The 15,369-nt window shown below is 54.4% G+C and carries 16 protein-coding genes; 8 read left to right on the top strand and 8 right to left on the bottom strand.

All coding sequences use genetic code 11. The annotated features are described in order from the left end of the window. Window positions 1–11 precede the first annotated feature (11 nt). Together yciH and CJA_RS06515 are read left to right on the top strand one after the other, a co-directional pair. The gene (yciH, locus tag CJA_RS06520) at window positions 12–341 is read left to right on the top strand and encodes a stress response translation initiation inhibitor YciH (RefSeq protein ID WP_012486964.1); all 330 of its coding nucleotides are present in this window, start codon (window positions 12–14) and stop codon (window positions 339–341) included. A 2-nt stretch (window positions 342–343) separates the two neighbouring features. Further along, on the top strand, window positions 344–586 hold the full coding sequence (locus tag CJA_RS06515; RefSeq protein ID WP_012486963.1) for a DUF3820 family protein: 243 nt from the start codon (window positions 344–346) through the stop codon (window positions 584–586). Here CJA_RS06515 and CJA_RS19320 read toward each other — a convergent pair. Then, window positions 558–872, bottom strand: a complete 315-nt coding sequence (locus tag CJA_RS19320) for a helix-turn-helix transcriptional regulator (protein WP_148208817.1) — start codon at window positions 870–872, stop codon at window positions 558–560. The genes CJA_RS06515 and CJA_RS19320 overlap by 29 nt on opposite strands. Between CJA_RS19320 and CJA_RS06510 the strand changes: the two genes are divergently transcribed. From CJA_RS06510 to CJA_RS06495, 4 genes are all read left to right on the top strand, one after another. Continuing rightward, window positions 871–1,407, top strand: a complete 537-nt coding sequence (locus tag CJA_RS06510) for a hypothetical protein (RefSeq protein ID WP_012486962.1) — start codon at window positions 871–873, stop codon at window positions 1,405–1,407. The genes CJA_RS19320 and CJA_RS06510 overlap by 2 nt on opposite strands. 89 nt (window positions 1,408–1,496) lie before the next feature. Beyond that, window positions 1,497–1,817, top strand: coding sequence for a rhodanese-like domain-containing protein (locus CJA_RS06505; RefSeq protein WP_012486961.1), 321 nt, complete (start codon window positions 1,497–1,499; stop codon window positions 1,815–1,817). Further along, window positions 1,814–2,272, top strand: a complete 459-nt coding sequence (locus CJA_RS06500) for a hypothetical protein (RefSeq protein WP_012486960.1) — start codon at window positions 1,814–1,816, stop codon at window positions 2,270–2,272. Before CJA_RS06505 ends, CJA_RS06500 begins: the two co-directional genes overlap by 4 nt. Window positions 2,273–2,371: 99 nt before the next feature. Next, window positions 2,372–4,816, top strand: coding sequence for a YgiQ family radical SAM protein (locus tag CJA_RS06495; RefSeq protein ID WP_012486959.1), 2,445 nt, complete (start codon window positions 2,372–2,374; stop codon window positions 4,814–4,816). 68 nt (window positions 4,817–4,884) lie between these two features. On the opposite strand, the gene CJA_RS06490 is transcribed toward CJA_RS06495, so the two are convergent. From CJA_RS06490 to minC, 5 genes are read right to left on the bottom strand one after another with little or no spacing between them, the layout of a single operon-like run. Then, window positions 4,885–6,429: a helicase HerA-like domain-containing protein gene (locus CJA_RS06490; RefSeq protein WP_238526835.1), complete on the bottom strand. Its 1,545-nt coding sequence runs from the start codon at window positions 6,427–6,429 to the stop codon at window positions 4,885–4,887. 15 nt (window positions 6,430–6,444) lie between these two features. After that, window positions 6,445–7,068, bottom strand: coding sequence for a YceI family protein (locus CJA_RS06485; protein WP_041551213.1), 624 nt, complete (start codon window positions 7,066–7,068; stop codon window positions 6,445–6,447). A 44-nt stretch (window positions 7,069–7,112) separates the two neighbouring features. Next, window positions 7,113–7,370, bottom strand: coding sequence for a cell division topological specificity factor MinE (minE, locus tag CJA_RS06480; protein ID WP_012486956.1), 258 nt, complete (start codon window positions 7,368–7,370; stop codon window positions 7,113–7,115). After that, on the bottom strand, window positions 7,370–8,182 hold the full coding sequence (minD, locus tag CJA_RS06475) for a septum site-determining protein MinD (protein ID WP_012486955.1): 813 nt from the start codon (window positions 8,180–8,182) through the stop codon (window positions 7,370–7,372). The genes minE and minD overlap by 1 nt, the downstream gene beginning before the upstream one ends. Before the next feature lie 31 nt (window positions 8,183–8,213). Continuing rightward, window positions 8,214–8,960 carry a septum site-determining protein MinC gene (gene minC / locus CJA_RS06470; RefSeq protein WP_012486954.1) on the bottom strand — a complete coding sequence of 249 codons (747 nt, stop codon included), beginning with the start codon at window positions 8,958–8,960 and terminating at the stop codon, window positions 8,214–8,216. A 182-nt stretch (window positions 8,961–9,142) separates the two neighbouring features. Between minC and CJA_RS06465 the strand changes: the two genes are divergently transcribed. Continuing rightward, on the top strand, window positions 9,143–10,669 hold the full coding sequence (locus CJA_RS06465; protein WP_012486953.1) for a DUF3300 domain-containing protein: 1,527 nt from the start codon (window positions 9,143–9,145) through the stop codon (window positions 10,667–10,669). A gap of 63 nt (window positions 10,670–10,732) precedes the next feature. Here CJA_RS06465 and CJA_RS06460 read toward each other — a convergent pair whose 3' ends face one another. Together CJA_RS06460 and CJA_RS06455 are read right to left on the bottom strand one after the other, a co-directional pair. Continuing rightward, window positions 10,733–11,749: a glycoside hydrolase family 43 protein gene (locus CJA_RS06460; protein ID WP_012486952.1), complete on the bottom strand. Its 1,017-nt coding sequence runs from the start codon at window positions 11,747–11,749 to the stop codon at window positions 10,733–10,735. Window positions 11,750–11,784: 35 nt separating this feature from the next. Next, window positions 11,785–13,284, bottom strand: a complete 1,500-nt coding sequence (locus tag CJA_RS06455; protein ID WP_041552063.1) for an MFS transporter — start codon at window positions 13,282–13,284, stop codon at window positions 11,785–11,787. Window positions 13,285–13,663: 379 nt separating this feature from the next. On the opposite strand from CJA_RS06455, the gene ettA reads away from it, so the two are divergent. After that, window positions 13,664–15,328 carry an energy-dependent translational throttle protein EttA gene (gene ettA / locus CJA_RS06450; protein ID WP_041551211.1) on the top strand — a complete coding sequence of 555 codons (1,665 nt, stop codon included), beginning with the start codon at window positions 13,664–13,666 and terminating at the stop codon, window positions 15,326–15,328. The last annotated feature ends 41 nt before the right edge of the window (window positions 15,329–15,369 follow it).

The raw sequence follows: 15,369 nt of genomic DNA, 5'->3' as shown, positions 1-15,369 counted from the left end.
GTGAGGTATCTATGGGCGATAACAAAAACTCCCGATTGGTCTATTCCACCGAGACCGGCCGTATCAAAGAAGATAAGCCGACGCCGGCCATCCCCCAGGGGGATGGTGTAGTGCGTATTCGCCGTGAAACGGCCGGGCGCAATGGCAAGGGCGTTACCACGATCAGCGGTGTGCTGCTGGAAGACGCCAAGCTGAAAGAACTGGCCAAGGCCTTGAAGGTTACCTGCGGCGTGGGTGGGGCGGTAAAGGATGGCGTCATCGAAATCCAGGGCGACCAGCGTGACAAGGTCAAGGCCGAGCTGGAAAAGCGCGGTTTTACCGTCAAGCTGGCAGGTGGTTGAGTGTGGAAGATTTTCCCTTTGATCCCTCCCTGCTAAAAGAGCTGGTCACTACCGTCATGCCCTATGGCAAGTATGCCGGCCACGTGGTTGCCGATATCCCTGAACACTATTTGGTGTGGATGGCGCGCGAGGGTTTCCCCAAGGGCAAGCTGGGGCAATTGCTCGCGCTTATGTACGAAATCCGCCTGAATGGCTTGGAAGGCCTGTTGGCCCCACTCAAGCAATATCGCCAATACCCACATTAGTCCCTATTGGTCGATGTGGCGGTGATTCAGGTATTGGTTGGGCACTACGTTTGAACATGGCTGAAAAAGCACTGGGATTGGCATAGCCAAGGGCATCGAAGATACATGCAATGCTCTCACCCCGACCCAAGCGGCGCAGTGCCTCCGCTATTTGCCACTGCTGGGGATTTTTACAGCACTCTTGCCCAACCTGGAACCGGGAGAAAAGTCGTAGATACTGGCCTGCTTCTTGCTCAATCCCTGTCATAAGCAACCCATGACGTTTTTCTGACAGCGAGGTTCCCATGGACTTAGATACCCTGATCCAACTGACCGATACCCCCCTCAAAATGGGTTTGGGTGCAATAATTGCGGGTTTAAGCGCCTGGCTGATCCTGCGTCGCAGCGCCCAGATACAGCAAAGCAGCCAACGTGATAACCGCCGTTTGCAAATCCTGGAGGAAGTATCGTCACAGGTAGGGACAGTGACCCATATTTTCGCCAAATATTCGTCACTGGTCGTGGAGTCCATCCAGTTTGGCGAGCGCTGGCCCCAGGCCCGGCGCCAGGAATTGGATCTGGTCAATAACGAGCTGGTTGCCGAGTTCAAAAAATTGGCGGAAGCCGAGGCAAAGCTACTGATGCTGGGCGAGAAAAACCTGGAGCGCAGCCTGCGCTTGTACGGCGCCAAGATTGCGGTCTATCGCAAACAGGTGTACGTCGGCCGCCAGGATATTACGCCGGAGCAAATCACTGCGCTTAAATCTGCCATCATCCAGGTGCGTGAACAGTTCTACGATATGCTCAGCCGCAAGTACGATCGCCTCCTGGCCAATGCGTAAATCGTTCGCTGTTCCTCCCTCAAACGCCCGCACTGCTGCGGGCGTTTTCATTTAAGCTGATCACTGGCCAATCACTGTGTGAGGTTGTTATGCTGCGCGCCTTTTCCCGCCTTATCGGCATGTTGTTACTGATGGTGAGTACCCTGGTTATGGCAAATGAAATCTGGATCGATGTCCGCACTCCGGACGAATACAACGCAGGCCACCTGCACGGGGCTATCCTGATCCCTTACGAGGAAATCGCAGCGCGCATTTCCGAAGTGACCAGCGATAAAAACGCCCGTATCCGCCTTTATTGCCGCACTGGCCGCCGCTCCGGTATTGCCCAGGAAACCCTGCAGGCCCTGGGCTTTACCCAGGCGACTAACGAAGGGGGTTACGAAGACTTGCTGCGAGCGGGCCACCAATGAGTGGTGACGAGATCTTCCGCGTTACAGAGCCACGCCTGGATACCGTTAAGCACAAGGGCTTTCACTGGTTTCGTGTATTTTGGCTCGGCAGCTATGCCATCTGGCTGGTATTTTTCTCTACCCAGAACTCCGAATTGACCCGCGCCCTGATAACGGCACTGCTGCTATTGGGCATCTGGGCCGGTTGGGCCTTTGCCAAACGCTGGTCGGAAGAGGCCCTGGTGCTGGAACTCACCCCCAGCCATGTTCGCTTTTCCTTCCGCGCCAGCCAGCGCCTGCAAGTTATTGAACTAAGCCGGGTACAACAGCTGCGCTACCACCGCCACCTGCTTATTTTTGATGGCGACAATTTCAGCATCCAGGCGTTTTTTCCGGTGAAATACCGCCAGTACGTGGCCAGAATTCGCACAAGCCTGGAACAGACCCACCCACAGATCACACAAATACCCGCCTAAACCCCTCGCCAGAGCAAAAGCTGCCTGTTTATTTTTTGCACTGTGCGCCCTGGTGTTTTTCTGGGACAATAGCCCACCTTTTTTCAGCCAAACCTGTTTATGAATAGCCATCCTCAGTTCGCCAGCAAAAATACCGCTCCACACCTGTTCGAGTACCCACGCTACTGGGCTGAATGCTTCGGGCCAGCGCCCTTCCTGCCCATGAGCCGGGCGGAGATGGACAAACTTGGCTGGGACAGTTGCGACATTATCATCGTGTGTGGCGACGCCTATGTAGACCATCCCAGTTTTGGCATGGCCGTGATTGGCCGCTACCTGGAATCCCAGGGGTTTCGCGTAGGGATTATCGCCCAGCCCGACTGGCGCAGCGCCGAACCCTTTAAAGCCCTCGGCAAACCCAACCTGTTTTTCGGGGTAAGTGCGGGCAATATGGATTCCATGATCAACCGTTACACCGCCGACCTGCGCATGCGCTCCGACGACGCCTATACTCCCGGAGGCCTGGGCGGCAAACGCCCCGACCGCGCCGTAACCGTGTATAGCCAGCGCTGTAAGGAAGCCTACAAAGACGTGCCGATTGTGATCGGCGGCATAGAAGCCAGCCTGCGCCGCATCGCCCAATACGACTACTGGAGCAGCGAGGTGCGCCGCTCGGTATTGATCGATTCCACCGCCGACATACTGCTGTATGGCAACGCCGAGCGCGCCCTGGCCGAAGTGGCCCACGCCCTGGCAGCCGGAAAAGAGATGGCAGAATTAACCGATATTCGCGGCACGGCGATTATTCGCAAGGCACCGCCCAGCGGCTGGACTGAAATCGACTCCACCCGTATCGACTGGCCAGGCAATATCGACAAGCTGCCCAACCCCTACGACTACCAACACAACACCAAGGCCACTGTCGATATCGCCGATGACCCCAGCAACTCACAAGTGGGTCTGCGCCAGCTGGAGCCGGAAAAAATGGCGGCGCAGATGGCCGCGATCGACCCCAACAATGAGTTGCAAACCCAAGGCTGCCCCGCACAGGGCGCAGAATCTGCCAAGGCATCAGACCCTTATGCAGAACAGGGCATTCGCATTATTCCCATGCCGCTGCAAAACCGCAGCGACCTGGCCGACGACGACCAGGTGTATATTCGCCTGCCCGCCTTTGAAAAAGTGCGCAACGACGCCATCCTCTACGCCCACGCCTCGCGCGTATTGCACCAGGAGGCCAATCCCTATAACGCGCGTCCGCTGGTCCAGCGCCACGGCAACCGCGAAGTGTGGATCAACCCACCACCCATTCCGCTGGAAACCGACGAGCTGGACAGTGTGTTCGACCTGCCCTACCAGCGGGTGCCCCACCCCAGTTATGGCGATGCCAAGATTCCCGCTTACGACATGATTAAAACCTCGGTGAATATCATGCGCGGCTGTTTTGGCGGCTGTACTTTCTGCTCCATCACCGAACACGAAGGGCGCATTATCCAGAGCCGCTCACAGGATTCCATCCTGCGCGAAATTGAACATATCCGCGATAAGGTGCCCGGCTTTACCGGCCATATTTCTGACCTGGGTGGCCCCACCGCTAACATGTATCGCCTGACCTGCAAGGACATGCCCACACTCAGCAAATGCCGCCGCCTGTCCTGTGTGCACCCGACGATTTGTAAAAACCTGACCACCAGTCACAAGCACACCACCGAACTCTACCGCAAGGCGCGCGCCCTGAAAGGCGTGCACACTATTTCCATCGCCTCGGGCCTCAGGTACGACCTGGCGGTGCAAGACCCGGAATATGTGAAGGAGCTGGTTACCCACCACGTGGGCGGTTATTTAAAAATTGCCCCCGAGCACACCGAAGACAATGTACTGGCACAGATGATGAAGCCGAAGATGACCAGCTACTACGACTTCAAAAAAATGTTCGATAAATTTTCCAAAGAGGCGGGTAAAAAGCAGTATCTCATTCCCTATTTTATTGCCGCCCACCCGGGCACCCGCGATGAAGACATGGTGAACATGGCGCTCTGGCTAAAGAAAAATAATTTCCAGGTAGACCAGGTGCAAACCTTCTACCCGTCGCCCATGTCACTCGCCACCGCCATGTATTTTTCCGAGCGCAACCCGCTGAAAAAACTCAGTTATAAAAGTACCAAACTGCCTATTCCCCGCGGCCTGGACCAACGCCGCCTGCAAAAAGCCCTGCTGCGCTACCACGATCCGGCCGGCTGGCCGATGATTCGCCAGGCATTAAAAGACATGCGCAAAAGCCATTTGATTGGCGACAGCGCCTCAGCCCTGATTCCGGCGACGGATCCAACACCGGCCCGCGGTAATTCTCGCGGTGGCAACAGCTGGGGCAATAAACCCGCGGCACGCACAGCGCCACAAAAAGCGGCTGGTGCAAAAGTCGTTAACAAAGCCTTTGGCGATAAATTTGAAAGTGCAAAAAAATACAATGCGGAATTAGCGGGCCATAAAACCCGAGGGAAAACGCCGGAAAAGGCACCAGGCAAATCCAACCCACATAAACCGGCGGGAAAACCCAAGCGCTAGGCACCCAGGCCTGTTAGCTCCCATAAAAACCCCCGGCGATAATGCGGGGGTTTTATTTTCTTCCAAGGCTAACGCTTGCCACCCAATAGCGATCCCAAAAGCCCACGCACGATTTGTCGCCCCAAACTGGAACCCACCGCACGCGCAGCACTTTTGGCAAAAGCATCCACGGTAGATGCGCGCTTGGCCGCGGCGCGCTCCTGTTCGCGGGCAATGCGCTCCTGCTGTTTCTGTTGCTCGCGCAAAATACGCTCCTGCTCCTTGCCCCATTGCGCCTGGCGTTTTTCCTGTTCGACCTGCTGTGCCTGGGCAACGGCCTGTTGCTCCTGCAAGGTCAAGCGCTGCTTAAGCACCTCGTAAGCTGATTCGCGGTCAATACCCTGGGCGTAAATACTCTTGTAAGGCGAGCGGGCAATCACGTCGCTGCGCTCCTCGGCGGTTAGCGGGCCTATGCGCGAGCCGGGTGGCGCAATCAACACCCGCTCCACCGGGGTGGGTGTACCTTTATCATCCAGCACCGACACCAGTGCTTCGCCAATACCCAATTCGGTAATTGCCGCCTCGGTAGAAAATGCCGGATTTGCACGAAAGGTTTGCGCGGCAACTTTCACCGCTTTTTGGTCTTTGGGGGTAAAGGCGCGCAGCGCGTGTTGCACACGATTGCCCAACTGCCCCAATACCGCATCGGGAATATCTGCCGGGCTTTGCGATATAAAATAAATACCCACTCCCTTGGAGCGAATCAGGCGCACCACCTGTTCGATTTTATCGAGCAGCAATTTGGGTGCATCGTTAAACAGCAAATGGGCCTCGTCAAAAAAGAACACCATCCTGGGTTTATCAGCATCACCCTGCTCAGGCAGGTTTTCAAATAATTCGGCGATCAGCCACAACAGGAAAATGGCGTAGAGCCGCGGTTGGTTAACCAGTGTTGTGGCATCGAGGATATTGATAACGCCGGTGCCATCCAGCGACACCTGCATCAAATGCTGCAAGTCCAGTGCAGGCTCACCAAAAAACTGATCAGCCCCTTGCTGTTCCAATAACATCAGGCGGCGTTGGATTGCGGCAATACTCGCCTCACTGATACCGCCATAGTCATTTTCCAATTGCTTGCGCTCACCCTTCATCCAGTTGAGCATGGCTTGCAAATCCTTCAGGTCCAGCATTAACAAGCCCTGGTCATCGGCAATTTTAAAAGCCGCATAAAGCACAGCCATCTGGGTTTCATTCAACTCGAAATAATTGGCGAGCAACAGCGGGCCAAAATCAGAAATCGTCGTGCGCACCGGGTGTCCCTGTTGACCAAACAAATCCCAAAAAACACAGGGCAAGGGCCGCTGCTGGTAATCGCTGATGCCAATAGTGGCAATGCGCTCATCCACCTTGGGGTGCGGCTTACCCGCTTTGGCAAGGCCGGAAAGATCACCTTTAATATCCGCCATAAACACCGGTACACCCGCCTTGGCAAACCCCTCGGCCAACACCTGTAAGCTAACCGTTTTACCGGTACCTGTAGCGCCGGCAATCAAACCGTGGCGATTGCCCATACGCAGGTTAAGGGCAACCTGCTGCGAACCATTACCACCCACCAAAAAGCTGTTCACCATCATGAAGACTCCATGCAGTTATTGCTGTTTAAACTCGGCATAAATTTCTATATCTACCCAATCGCCTACAGCAGGCACCAGATAGTTCATCCCAAAACGGGAGCGCTGAATGCGTGCCCTGGCATTAAATCCCAATACATAACCACCACTTAACAGACTGTAACCTCCACCATTAAAGGTGACATGCAGCACTACCGGTTGGGTAATACCACGCAAGGTAAGCTCGCCGGTGAAATCGGCTGAGTTAGCATCGATCACTTGCACACGGGTAGTGGTAAACAAGGCCTGGGGATAACGAGTGGCATCAAACCAACTGGAATCACGCAACTGCGCTTCCAATTCCGCGTTATTAACATCGATGCTGTTGATATCAACCCAGGCTTTCAATTTGGCGGCTGCTATATGTTCCGGGTCGAACTCAAGCTGTGCATCGCTCTGGTTAAAGCGCCCCACAAAAGTCGATAAGTTCATGTGGCCCACTTTAAACAGTACGCTGGTATGGCTGACATCTAACTGGTAACTCCCTTTCTCCAGGTTAACCATGCCTGTCGTTACCCTGGGTTGGATCAGGTAACCACAACCTGACAAGAGTGAACTTAACAACAGCCAACAAAAAAAGGATGCCCCGCCTAGGCAGAGCATCCTTTTTAACCTGAGTGCTGCAAATCGGTATGCAGCCATAGCACTTAGTCCGGCAGGGTAATATTCAATTCCAGTACGGAACAGTTTTCACTGTTGTCGACATTCACACTGACCTGGCTGGAATCAATCGGAATATATTTGCGAATCACCGCGATAATTTCCTCGCGCATTTGCGGCAGGTAATCCGGTTGCTGCAAACTGCGTTTGTTGCGCTCATGTGCAACAATGATTTGCAGGCGCTCTTTCGCCAGCGAGGCCGATGTCGGCGCACGCTTTGCGCGAAAATAATCAAAGATGCTCACTATTTACCTCCCAGCAGACGCTTGAGGAAACTTTTCTTTTCAGCTTCCAGGAAACGATGGGCGACATCCTTACCAAGCAGGCGATCTACTGCATCATTATAGGCTTGGCCGGCCGGGGTTGCCTCATCAAGGATAACCGGCACTCCCGCATTGGATGCCTTTAGCACCGCTTCGGACTCAGGAATAACACCCAGCAGTTTGATAGCGAGGATTTCCTCCACATCATTGACACTTAACATCTCGCCCGCTTCCACACGCGAAGGGTTATAGCGAGTCAGCAGTAAGTGCTCCCTGATTGGCTCCTGGCTCTGTTCTGCACGGCGGGATTTGCTTTGCAATATTCCCAGGATACGATCCGAGTCGCGCACCGAAGACACTTCCGGGTTGGTAACCACAATAGCTTCATCGGCAAAGTACAGTGCCATCAATGCGCCCTGCTCAATACCCGCCGGTGAATCACAGACGATGTATTCAAAGTCTTTTGCCAATTCATTAATGACTTTTTCAACACCCTCCCTACTCAGCGCATCCTTATCGCGCGTTTGTGATGCCGGGAGGATATAGAGTCCCTCTACCCGCTTATCTTTAATCAATGCCTGGTTCAGGGTGGACTCGCCTTTGATCACATTCACAAAGTCGTACACCACACGGCGCTCGCATCCCATAATCAGGTCGAGGTTACGCAAGCCAACATCAAAATCAATCACCACCGTTTTGTGGCCGCGCAGGGCCAAACCGGTACTGATAGCTGCACTGGTGGTAGTTTTGCCTACACCACCTTTTCCGGAAGTAACAACGATGATTCTGGCCAAGGGAGGCTCCTTAAAAAAATATAAGTCAGTATTAGTGGTTGACCAGCGCCTCAACAGTGACCTTGTCACCACTGAGGGAAACCTGGGCTGGTTTTTTTAATAAGGCTTTGGGCAGGGAATCCTGCAACACAAAGTTACCGGCAATAGAGACCAGTTCGGCCTCCAGTTGCTGGCAAAAAATTCGCGCACTTTCATCACCTTTCACACCGGCCAGGGCGCGGCCGCGCAAAGTGCCATAAACATGTATATGGCCATCGGCCAAAACCTCTGCCCCTTCGCTGACTTGCGCCAGCACAATCAAGTCCGCACCTTCGGCATAAATTTGCTGGCCTGAGCGCACCGGGCGAGTAATGACACGGCTCTGGCGCTGGACCAGGCGCTCTTCCACCACGGTTTCCACCACCCGCTCTACCACTGTTTCAACCTGCACATCAGGCGCTTTTTGAGGGAGCTTGAGCGCACGCTCATTGGGTGTTGGCAGGATAGCCAGGCCCGTGGCCTGGACAGAGGGCAACAATACCTCAGGAACACCGCTAAAGCCCAGTGGCTGGAGTTCAAGTTGGCGGCAAATGTGGAGAAGTTCCTGGATGGAGGGAAGGTCTTCAGGATTTTCAAGGCGATCCAGATTGATCAATACCGGGGAGTTTTCGAAGAATTGTGGAGCCTGGTCGATTTTCTCCTGCAACTGGACACCCAGGCTCTCGGGTTGGTAGCGGGTGATGGCCAGTACCACTACGGTAACGGCACTGCCTTTTAGTTGGAAATTCACCTCGATCATGCGCCTGTCTCGAATCCTGCATCGCGTTAATGAGGCGCCATTATCAAGGGGTTGGATGATTAGTCAAGCCAGCCCTGGCGTTACCAGCAACCGATCAATAACTATTCAGCCCAAGTTAAGAGCAATACGCCTATAAGTGTTGTCATACGGCTTAGTGCCTTTTTCTTCCGTGAGCGTGACCTATGAACCCCAGCCTCAAACTCACCCTGGTGTTTTCGCTGCTACTGCCGCTGTTTAGCGGTTGTGTCCAGGCGCAATCAAACACAAGCCCTGCCTATAGCCAGGAGCAGGCCTCCTTCAGCCAGGCGCAGTTGGATTCGTTATTGGCACCTATCGCCCTCTATCCGGATACACTCCTTTCACACATCCTTATTGCATCCACCTATCCACTGGAAGTGATTCAGGCAGACCGCTGGGTGCGCAACAACAAACAGCTCAGTGGCGATGCCGTCGTTAATGCGGTGGAACAGCAGGACTGGGACCCAAGTGTCAAAGCCCTGGTGGCCTTTCCCGATGTGTTGAAACGCATGAGCGAGGACCTCGACTGGACCCAGCAGCTGGGCGATGCCTTCCTGGCCGATGAAGCGCGAATCATGGACAGCATCCAGGGGCTGCGCAACAAAGCCTATGCGTCCGGCAACCTGGACAAGATGGAGCACGTGAAAGTGGTACGTGAAGAGCGTGTTATCACCCTGGAGCCGACAGTTGAGCGCGTGGTCTATGTGCCGGTGTACGACACACGTGTGGTCTATGGCAGTTGGTGGTGGCCGGATTATCCCCCGGTTTATTGGCACTATCCCAGCAATTATGTGTATGTGTCCGGTTTCTATTGGGGACCGCGCGTTTATATCGGCTCCAGCTTCTTTTTCAGCGGCTGCCACTGGCGTGATCGTCGTGTGGTTGTGATTGACCGGCACTATCACTCACACCGGTTTTACAACAACCGTTCAATTGTCCATTACCGCAACTCGCGCCATTGGCACCACAATCCGGTACACAGACGCGGCGTAGCCTACTACGATAACCATACGCGTGAACGCTTCCACAGCGCGCGTGAGCCCTACCAGGCCAGCCGGGTGTATCGCACCCAGTATGCACAACCCACTACCGGACAGCGCCCGCATGACAACCTGAATCGCCCGTTGACACGCCCAACGGATAGCTTGCGCGCAGGTAGCTCCCCCACCCAACCCGGAGGCGACCGTGTAAGCGGCGGTGGCCGGGTACAGAATGGCCAGGCCACAGAAACCCAGCGGCATGCGCCGAATGTGAACCGCGTTGAACAATTGCGCGAACGCATGAATAACAGCGCGCAACAATGGCGGGATAACAACCCCCAGCGCCAGGTCAATCGCAACAACAGCGCGAGCGAGCGAGCACCCGCGGAACAGCGCTTGCAACGCGAATCCAACCGGGAGACAACAACCTACCGCACAGGGAATATCACTCCTACGCCGCGCGATAATTCATCCGGCTACAGGCGCGACATACAACAACCACAGCGCATAGAACGCACACAAGAGCGCGTTGAACGTGAGCAGCCTCGAATCGAACGCACACCGGAGCGTATTGATCGCAGCCAGCAACAGCGCGTTGAGCGCACGTATCAACGCGAGAGCCCAACTCCGCGTCAATTTGATCGCAGTGGCGGCAGCAATAATCGCCCCATGCGTGAAGACAGGCCAATTCGCGGTGGACGCGAGCTGTAATCTCCCATAAAAAAACAGCCGTCAGTGCATACTGACGGCTGTTTTTTTAACACGACCCCCACACTAATCACGATAGGGATGAATCGTTTTAATTTTCCCATCCGCCTCATAGTGCAATTCTGTCACCTTCACCGAACGCAAATGTGTCACCCCTTCCGACAAGACAGAGTCGTGGTAAAACAAATACCACTTGCCTTCGAATTCACAGATCGAATGGTGTGTTGTCCAGCCCACAACCGGTGTCAAAATCTGCCCTTGATAGGTGAAAGGCCCATAGGGATTATCACTGGTGGCATAACACAAGAAGTGAGTATCACCGGTTGAGTAGGACAGGTAGTACTTGCCCTGGTATTTGTGCATCCAGGGACCTTCAAAATAACGGCGACTGTTATCGCCCGCCAATAGCGGCTGGCCCTGCTCATCCAGAATTACCACTTCGCGCGAAGCTTCCACAAAGGATTTCATATCAGCACTCAGGCGCGCTACACGGGCGCCCAGTGCGGGTTGGTCGGCCGTGGGCTCCTCATGGATTTCGCTGTAAGTGTTATCGCGGTATTTTTGTAATTGCCCGCCCCAAATACCGCCGAAGTACAGGTAAAACTCACCGTCATCATCGCCAAAGACCGCAGGATCAATGGAATAGCTTCCTGCGATAGGCTCAGGCTCTGCAACAAAAGGCCCTTCAGGTTGATCACCTATCGCAACCCCGATTTTAAACAGTCCATCACGGGCGCGAGCGGGGAAATAGAGGTAGTACTTGCCATCTTTGGTGATTGCGTCCGGCGCCCACATTTGACGCTCTGCCCAGGGCACATCCTTCACATGCAGTGCCACACCACAGTCTTCTGCCTTGCCTTCAGGGGAATCCATACGCAACACATGGTAGTCCTCCATCCCGAAGTGGTCACCGTTGTCATTGAACGGGATACCGGCATCGATATCGTGTGATGGATAAATGTAAACCTTGCCATTGAATACATGTGCTGAGGGGTCAGCCGTATAGATATGGGTTACCAGGGGTTGGGAAATCGCCCTGGCCGCCAGCGCTTTGTAATCAACAACTTCATTTTCTGTAGACATGACCGTTTCTCTCAATCAAACAATATTTTTCTGTGTTACGTATTTTCAGGTGAAGCGGTATTCGTCGCTGCCGATTGGCGACGAGCGGTAAGATCCGCCTCAATGGTTAATTCCATTTTTTTGTTGATGGCGTAGAACGCCATGCAGGCAACTGCCAGGAAGAAAGGCAAGGAAGCATAGAGACTCACCGCCAACTGGATACCGGCAATGGTGTCCGGTGCCTGCTGCGGCAAGCCTGCCTGGTAGGAATACATCGCCAGAATGCCGGCCACCAGGGAGCTGCCGATTGTCAGGCCACCTTTTAGTCCCAGGATCATGGCAGAGAACACGATTGCCGTTGCGCGGCGATTGTTTTTCCACTCGGAATAATCAGCCACATCCGCAATCATCGCCCACAGCAGGGGGATGGTGATGCCATAGAAAAAACCGTGCAGCAATTGCGACAGGAAAATAATGCCGATGCTTTCCGGAGAGAAGAAATAGAAGATCGCAATAAATACGGTGGAGATAAACAGTGCAATGGCAAACACGTTGCGCTTGCCAAACTTATCGGCCAGGCGTTTGGAGAACCCAATCCCCACGATCATCATAATAATGCCGCACCCGTTAAACAGGCTGAAAGCTGAGGTGGGCGCATCTTTGGGCCAGGTGAATTCGGTTAAACCTATACCGGTCAATACAGCGTTCAAGCCGGCAATAAAGCCGTTAAAGCCAATGTCCTGCAAGAAACTGGCAAGATGGCTTTCACTCAAATAGTTCTGGAAGTAATAAATGTACATGCCGCCCTTTAAGGGCAGGGTGATAAAAATCAGCACAGTGACAACCAGCATGACAATCCAGGGCATATTGCGGAAAAGGTCGCCCAGGTCCTGTGCAATCGAGTTGGTCGCTTCGATCACCGGCTTCACCCGCTCACGGGTAGTCAGGAAGGTAATAATGAAAAAGATGGCGCCGGTAATCGAGAAAAACAGCATGGCTTTTTCAAAACCTACCGCCTTGTCGCCATCGCCCAGGATTAACACCAGCGGCAAGAGCAATACCTGGATAATGAACTGTGCCACCATCACCGCCACAAAACGGTAGGAGGACAAACTGTTGCGCTCTGCCATGCTGCCGGTTAATACACCGCTCAATGCGGAGTAAGGCAGGTTGTTGGCGGAATAGATGAGCAGCAGGCAAATGTAGGTGGCATAGGCATAAATGACCTTGCCCCCCTCACCGAAGTTGGGTGTGCTGAAGGCCAGCAGGGCCAAGCCGCCAAAGGGGATAGCCGTCCATAACACCCAGGGCCGGAACTTGCCCCAACGGGTTGAAGTGCGGTCGGCAATAATGCCCATCACCGGGGTAAACAGTGCGCCAACGATACCGCCGACAAAGGTAATAGCCGCCGCCTGCGCCGCGGGAATACCGTACACATCGGTGTAGAAGAAAGCGATGAAGGTGACCAGGGTTTGGAAGATCAGGTTAGCAGCCAGGTCGCCAAGGCTGTAGCCCACCTTTTCCGTCACACTTAGTTTTTCGGTTGTTATGCTCATAGTTATCAGATTCTTATCATTGATAGAAACACCAGTGTAGCTGCTGGTCCGGGCAATCCAGGCCTCCCGAAACTCCACCAGCCACAGCATCACATATACTAGGATACCAGAAACTTATTGTCATTATGACTTTTTACAGTAAAACAGCGTAAAGAATAAGGCGCCACTCCAGGTGGTCTCAGGCAGCTGTCGGCCACGGGGCCCGAAGTGTCAAAAATCCCTTTTATTTCAAAAAGATAAAACTGCATATCGCACTCAATACCGACGCTTGTCGCTTTCCCTTGTGAAACGCTTTCTTTATAGTACGCGCCCAGAACCTATCCCCGGTTTTCCAGGATGGCCAGCTCCGGACCATCCATCTGCATTACGAGGTCAGCCCATGGCTCAATACGTTTACACCATGCACCGGTTGGGCAAGATAGTCCCGCCCAAGCGTGAAATCCTGAAAGATATTTCCCTGTCCTTTTTCCCCGGCGCCAAGATCGGTGTCCTGGGCCTGAACGGCTCCGGTAAATCCACCCTGCTCAAGATCATGGCCGGCGTCGATACCGACTTTAATGGCGAAGCCCGCCCCATGCCCGGTATTAAGGTCGGTTACCTGCCCCAGGAGCCGCAACTGGACCCTGGCAAGGATGTACGCGGTAATGTGGAAGATGGTGTTCGTGAAGCCGTGGATGCCCTGGCCGAACTGGATCGCATTTACGCGGCCTACGCCGAACCCGATGCGGACTTTGACGAGCTGGCCAAAAAACAAGCCAAATGTGAAGACATCATCCAGGCCTGGGATGCCCACAACCTGGACCATACCCTGGAGGTGGCCGCCGATGCACTGCGCCTGCCGCCCTGGGATGCCGATGTGACCAAGCTGTCCGGCGGTGAAAAGCGCCGTGTTGCGCTCTGCCGCCTGCTGCTGTCGCGCCCCGATATGCTGTTGCTCGACGAGCCGACCAACCACCTGGATGCCGAGTCTGTGTTCTGGCTGGAGCAGTTCCTGCAAAAATTCACTGGCACCGTGGTTGCCATCACCCACGACCGCTACTTCCTCGATAATGCCGCCGGCTGGATTTTGGAACTGGACCGCGGCCACGGCATTCCCTACGAGGGCAACTACTCCAGTTGGCTGGAGCAAAAAGAAGCCCGCCTGGCCCAGGAGCAGCGCGCAGAAGCCGCGCACCAAAAAGCCCTGAAGCAGGAGCTTGAGTGGGTGAGGCAAAATCCCAAAGGTCGCCAGGCCAAGAGCAAGGCGCGTTTGGCCCGCTTCGATGAACTGCAATCGCAAGAATTCCAGGCGCGCAACGAGACCAACGAGATCTACATTCCGCCCGGCGAGCGCCTGGGTGATAAGGTGATCGAATTCCACAATGTGTCCAAGGGCTACGGCGATCGCCTGCTGATCGACAACCTGAGTTTTACCGTGCCCAAGGGGGCTGTGGTAGGGATTATCGGTGGTAACGGCGCCGGTAAATCCACCCTCTTCCGTATGATCGCCGGTCGCGAAAAACCCGATTCCGGTGAAGTGGTGGTGGGTGAAACGGTCAATGTGGCCTTTGTGGATCAAAGCCGCGATAACCTGGACAACAACAAAACCGTGTGGGAAGCCGTGTCCGACGGTGCCGACATTTTGAAAATCGGCAATTACGAAGTGTCGTCGCGCTCTTACATCGGCCGCTTTAACTTCAAAGGCTCCGACCAGCAAAAACGCGTGGGTGAACTGTCAGGTGGTGAGCGCGGCCGCTTGCACCTGGCCAATACCTTAAAGCAAGGCGCTAACGTGTTATTGCTCGACGAACCCTCAAACGACCTCGATATCGAAACCCTGCGCGCCCTGGAAGATGCCATCCTCGCCTTCCCCGGCTGTGCCCTGGTGATCTCGCACGACCGCTGGTTCCTCGACCGTATTGCTACCCACATACTCGCTTACGAAGGCGATTCCGATATCGTCTTCTTCGAGGGTAATTACACCGAGTACCACGATGACCTGATCAAGCGCAAAGGCCAAAACGCGCAACCCCAGCGGATGAAGTACAAGCCGCTGAAAGGGTAATACCCCCCAGGGCTGTCACAGGCGTATCATTCAGTGCGTCT

Origin of the sequence: Cellvibrio japonicus Ueda107, assembly GCF_000019225.1 — a bacterium.
In the GTDB taxonomy this organism is placed as follows: domain Bacteria; phylum Pseudomonadota; class Gammaproteobacteria; order Pseudomonadales; family Cellvibrionaceae; genus Cellvibrio; species Cellvibrio japonicus.
This window is presented reverse-complemented; position numbering and strand designations above follow the sequence as displayed.

Coding starts and splice junctions, on each gene's coding strand:
- yciH (WP_012486964.1), top strand. CDS start 12: ATGGGCGATAACAAAAACTCCCGATTGGTCTATTCCACCGAGACCGGC.
- CJA_RS06510 (WP_012486962.1), top strand. CDS start 871: ATGGACTTAGATACCCTGATCCAACTGACCGATACCCCCCTCAAAATG.
- CJA_RS19320 (WP_148208817.1), bottom strand. CDS start 872: ATGGGAACCTCGCTGTCAGAAAAACGTCATGGGTTGCTTATGACAGGG.
- CJA_RS06505 (WP_012486961.1), top strand. CDS start 1,497: ATGCTGCGCGCCTTTTCCCGCCTTATCGGCATGTTGTTACTGATGGTG.
- CJA_RS06500 (WP_012486960.1), top strand. CDS start 1,814: ATGAGTGGTGACGAGATCTTCCGCGTTACAGAGCCACGCCTGGATACC.
- CJA_RS06495 (WP_012486959.1), top strand. CDS start 2,372: ATGAATAGCCATCCTCAGTTCGCCAGCAAAAATACCGCTCCACACCTG.
- CJA_RS06490 (WP_238526835.1), bottom strand. CDS start 6,429: ATGATGGTGAACAGCTTTTTGGTGGGTGGTAATGGTTCGCAGCAGGTT.
- CJA_RS06485 (WP_041551213.1), bottom strand. CDS start 7,068: ATGCTCTGCCTAGGCGGGGCATCCTTTTTTTGTTGGCTGTTGTTAAGT.
- minC (WP_012486954.1), bottom strand. CDS start 8,960: ATGATCGAGGTGAATTTCCAACTAAAAGGCAGTGCCGTTACCGTAGTG.
- CJA_RS06465 (WP_012486953.1), top strand. CDS start 9,143: ATGAACCCCAGCCTCAAACTCACCCTGGTGTTTTCGCTGCTACTGCCG.
- CJA_RS06460 (WP_012486952.1), bottom strand. CDS start 11,749: ATGTCTACAGAAAATGAAGTTGTTGATTACAAAGCGCTGGCGGCCAGG.
- CJA_RS06455 (WP_041552063.1), bottom strand. CDS start 13,284: ATGAGCATAACAACCGAAAAACTAAGTGTGACGGAAAAGGTGGGCTAC.
- ettA (WP_041551211.1), top strand. CDS start 13,664: ATGGCTCAATACGTTTACACCATGCACCGGTTGGGCAAGATAGTCCCG.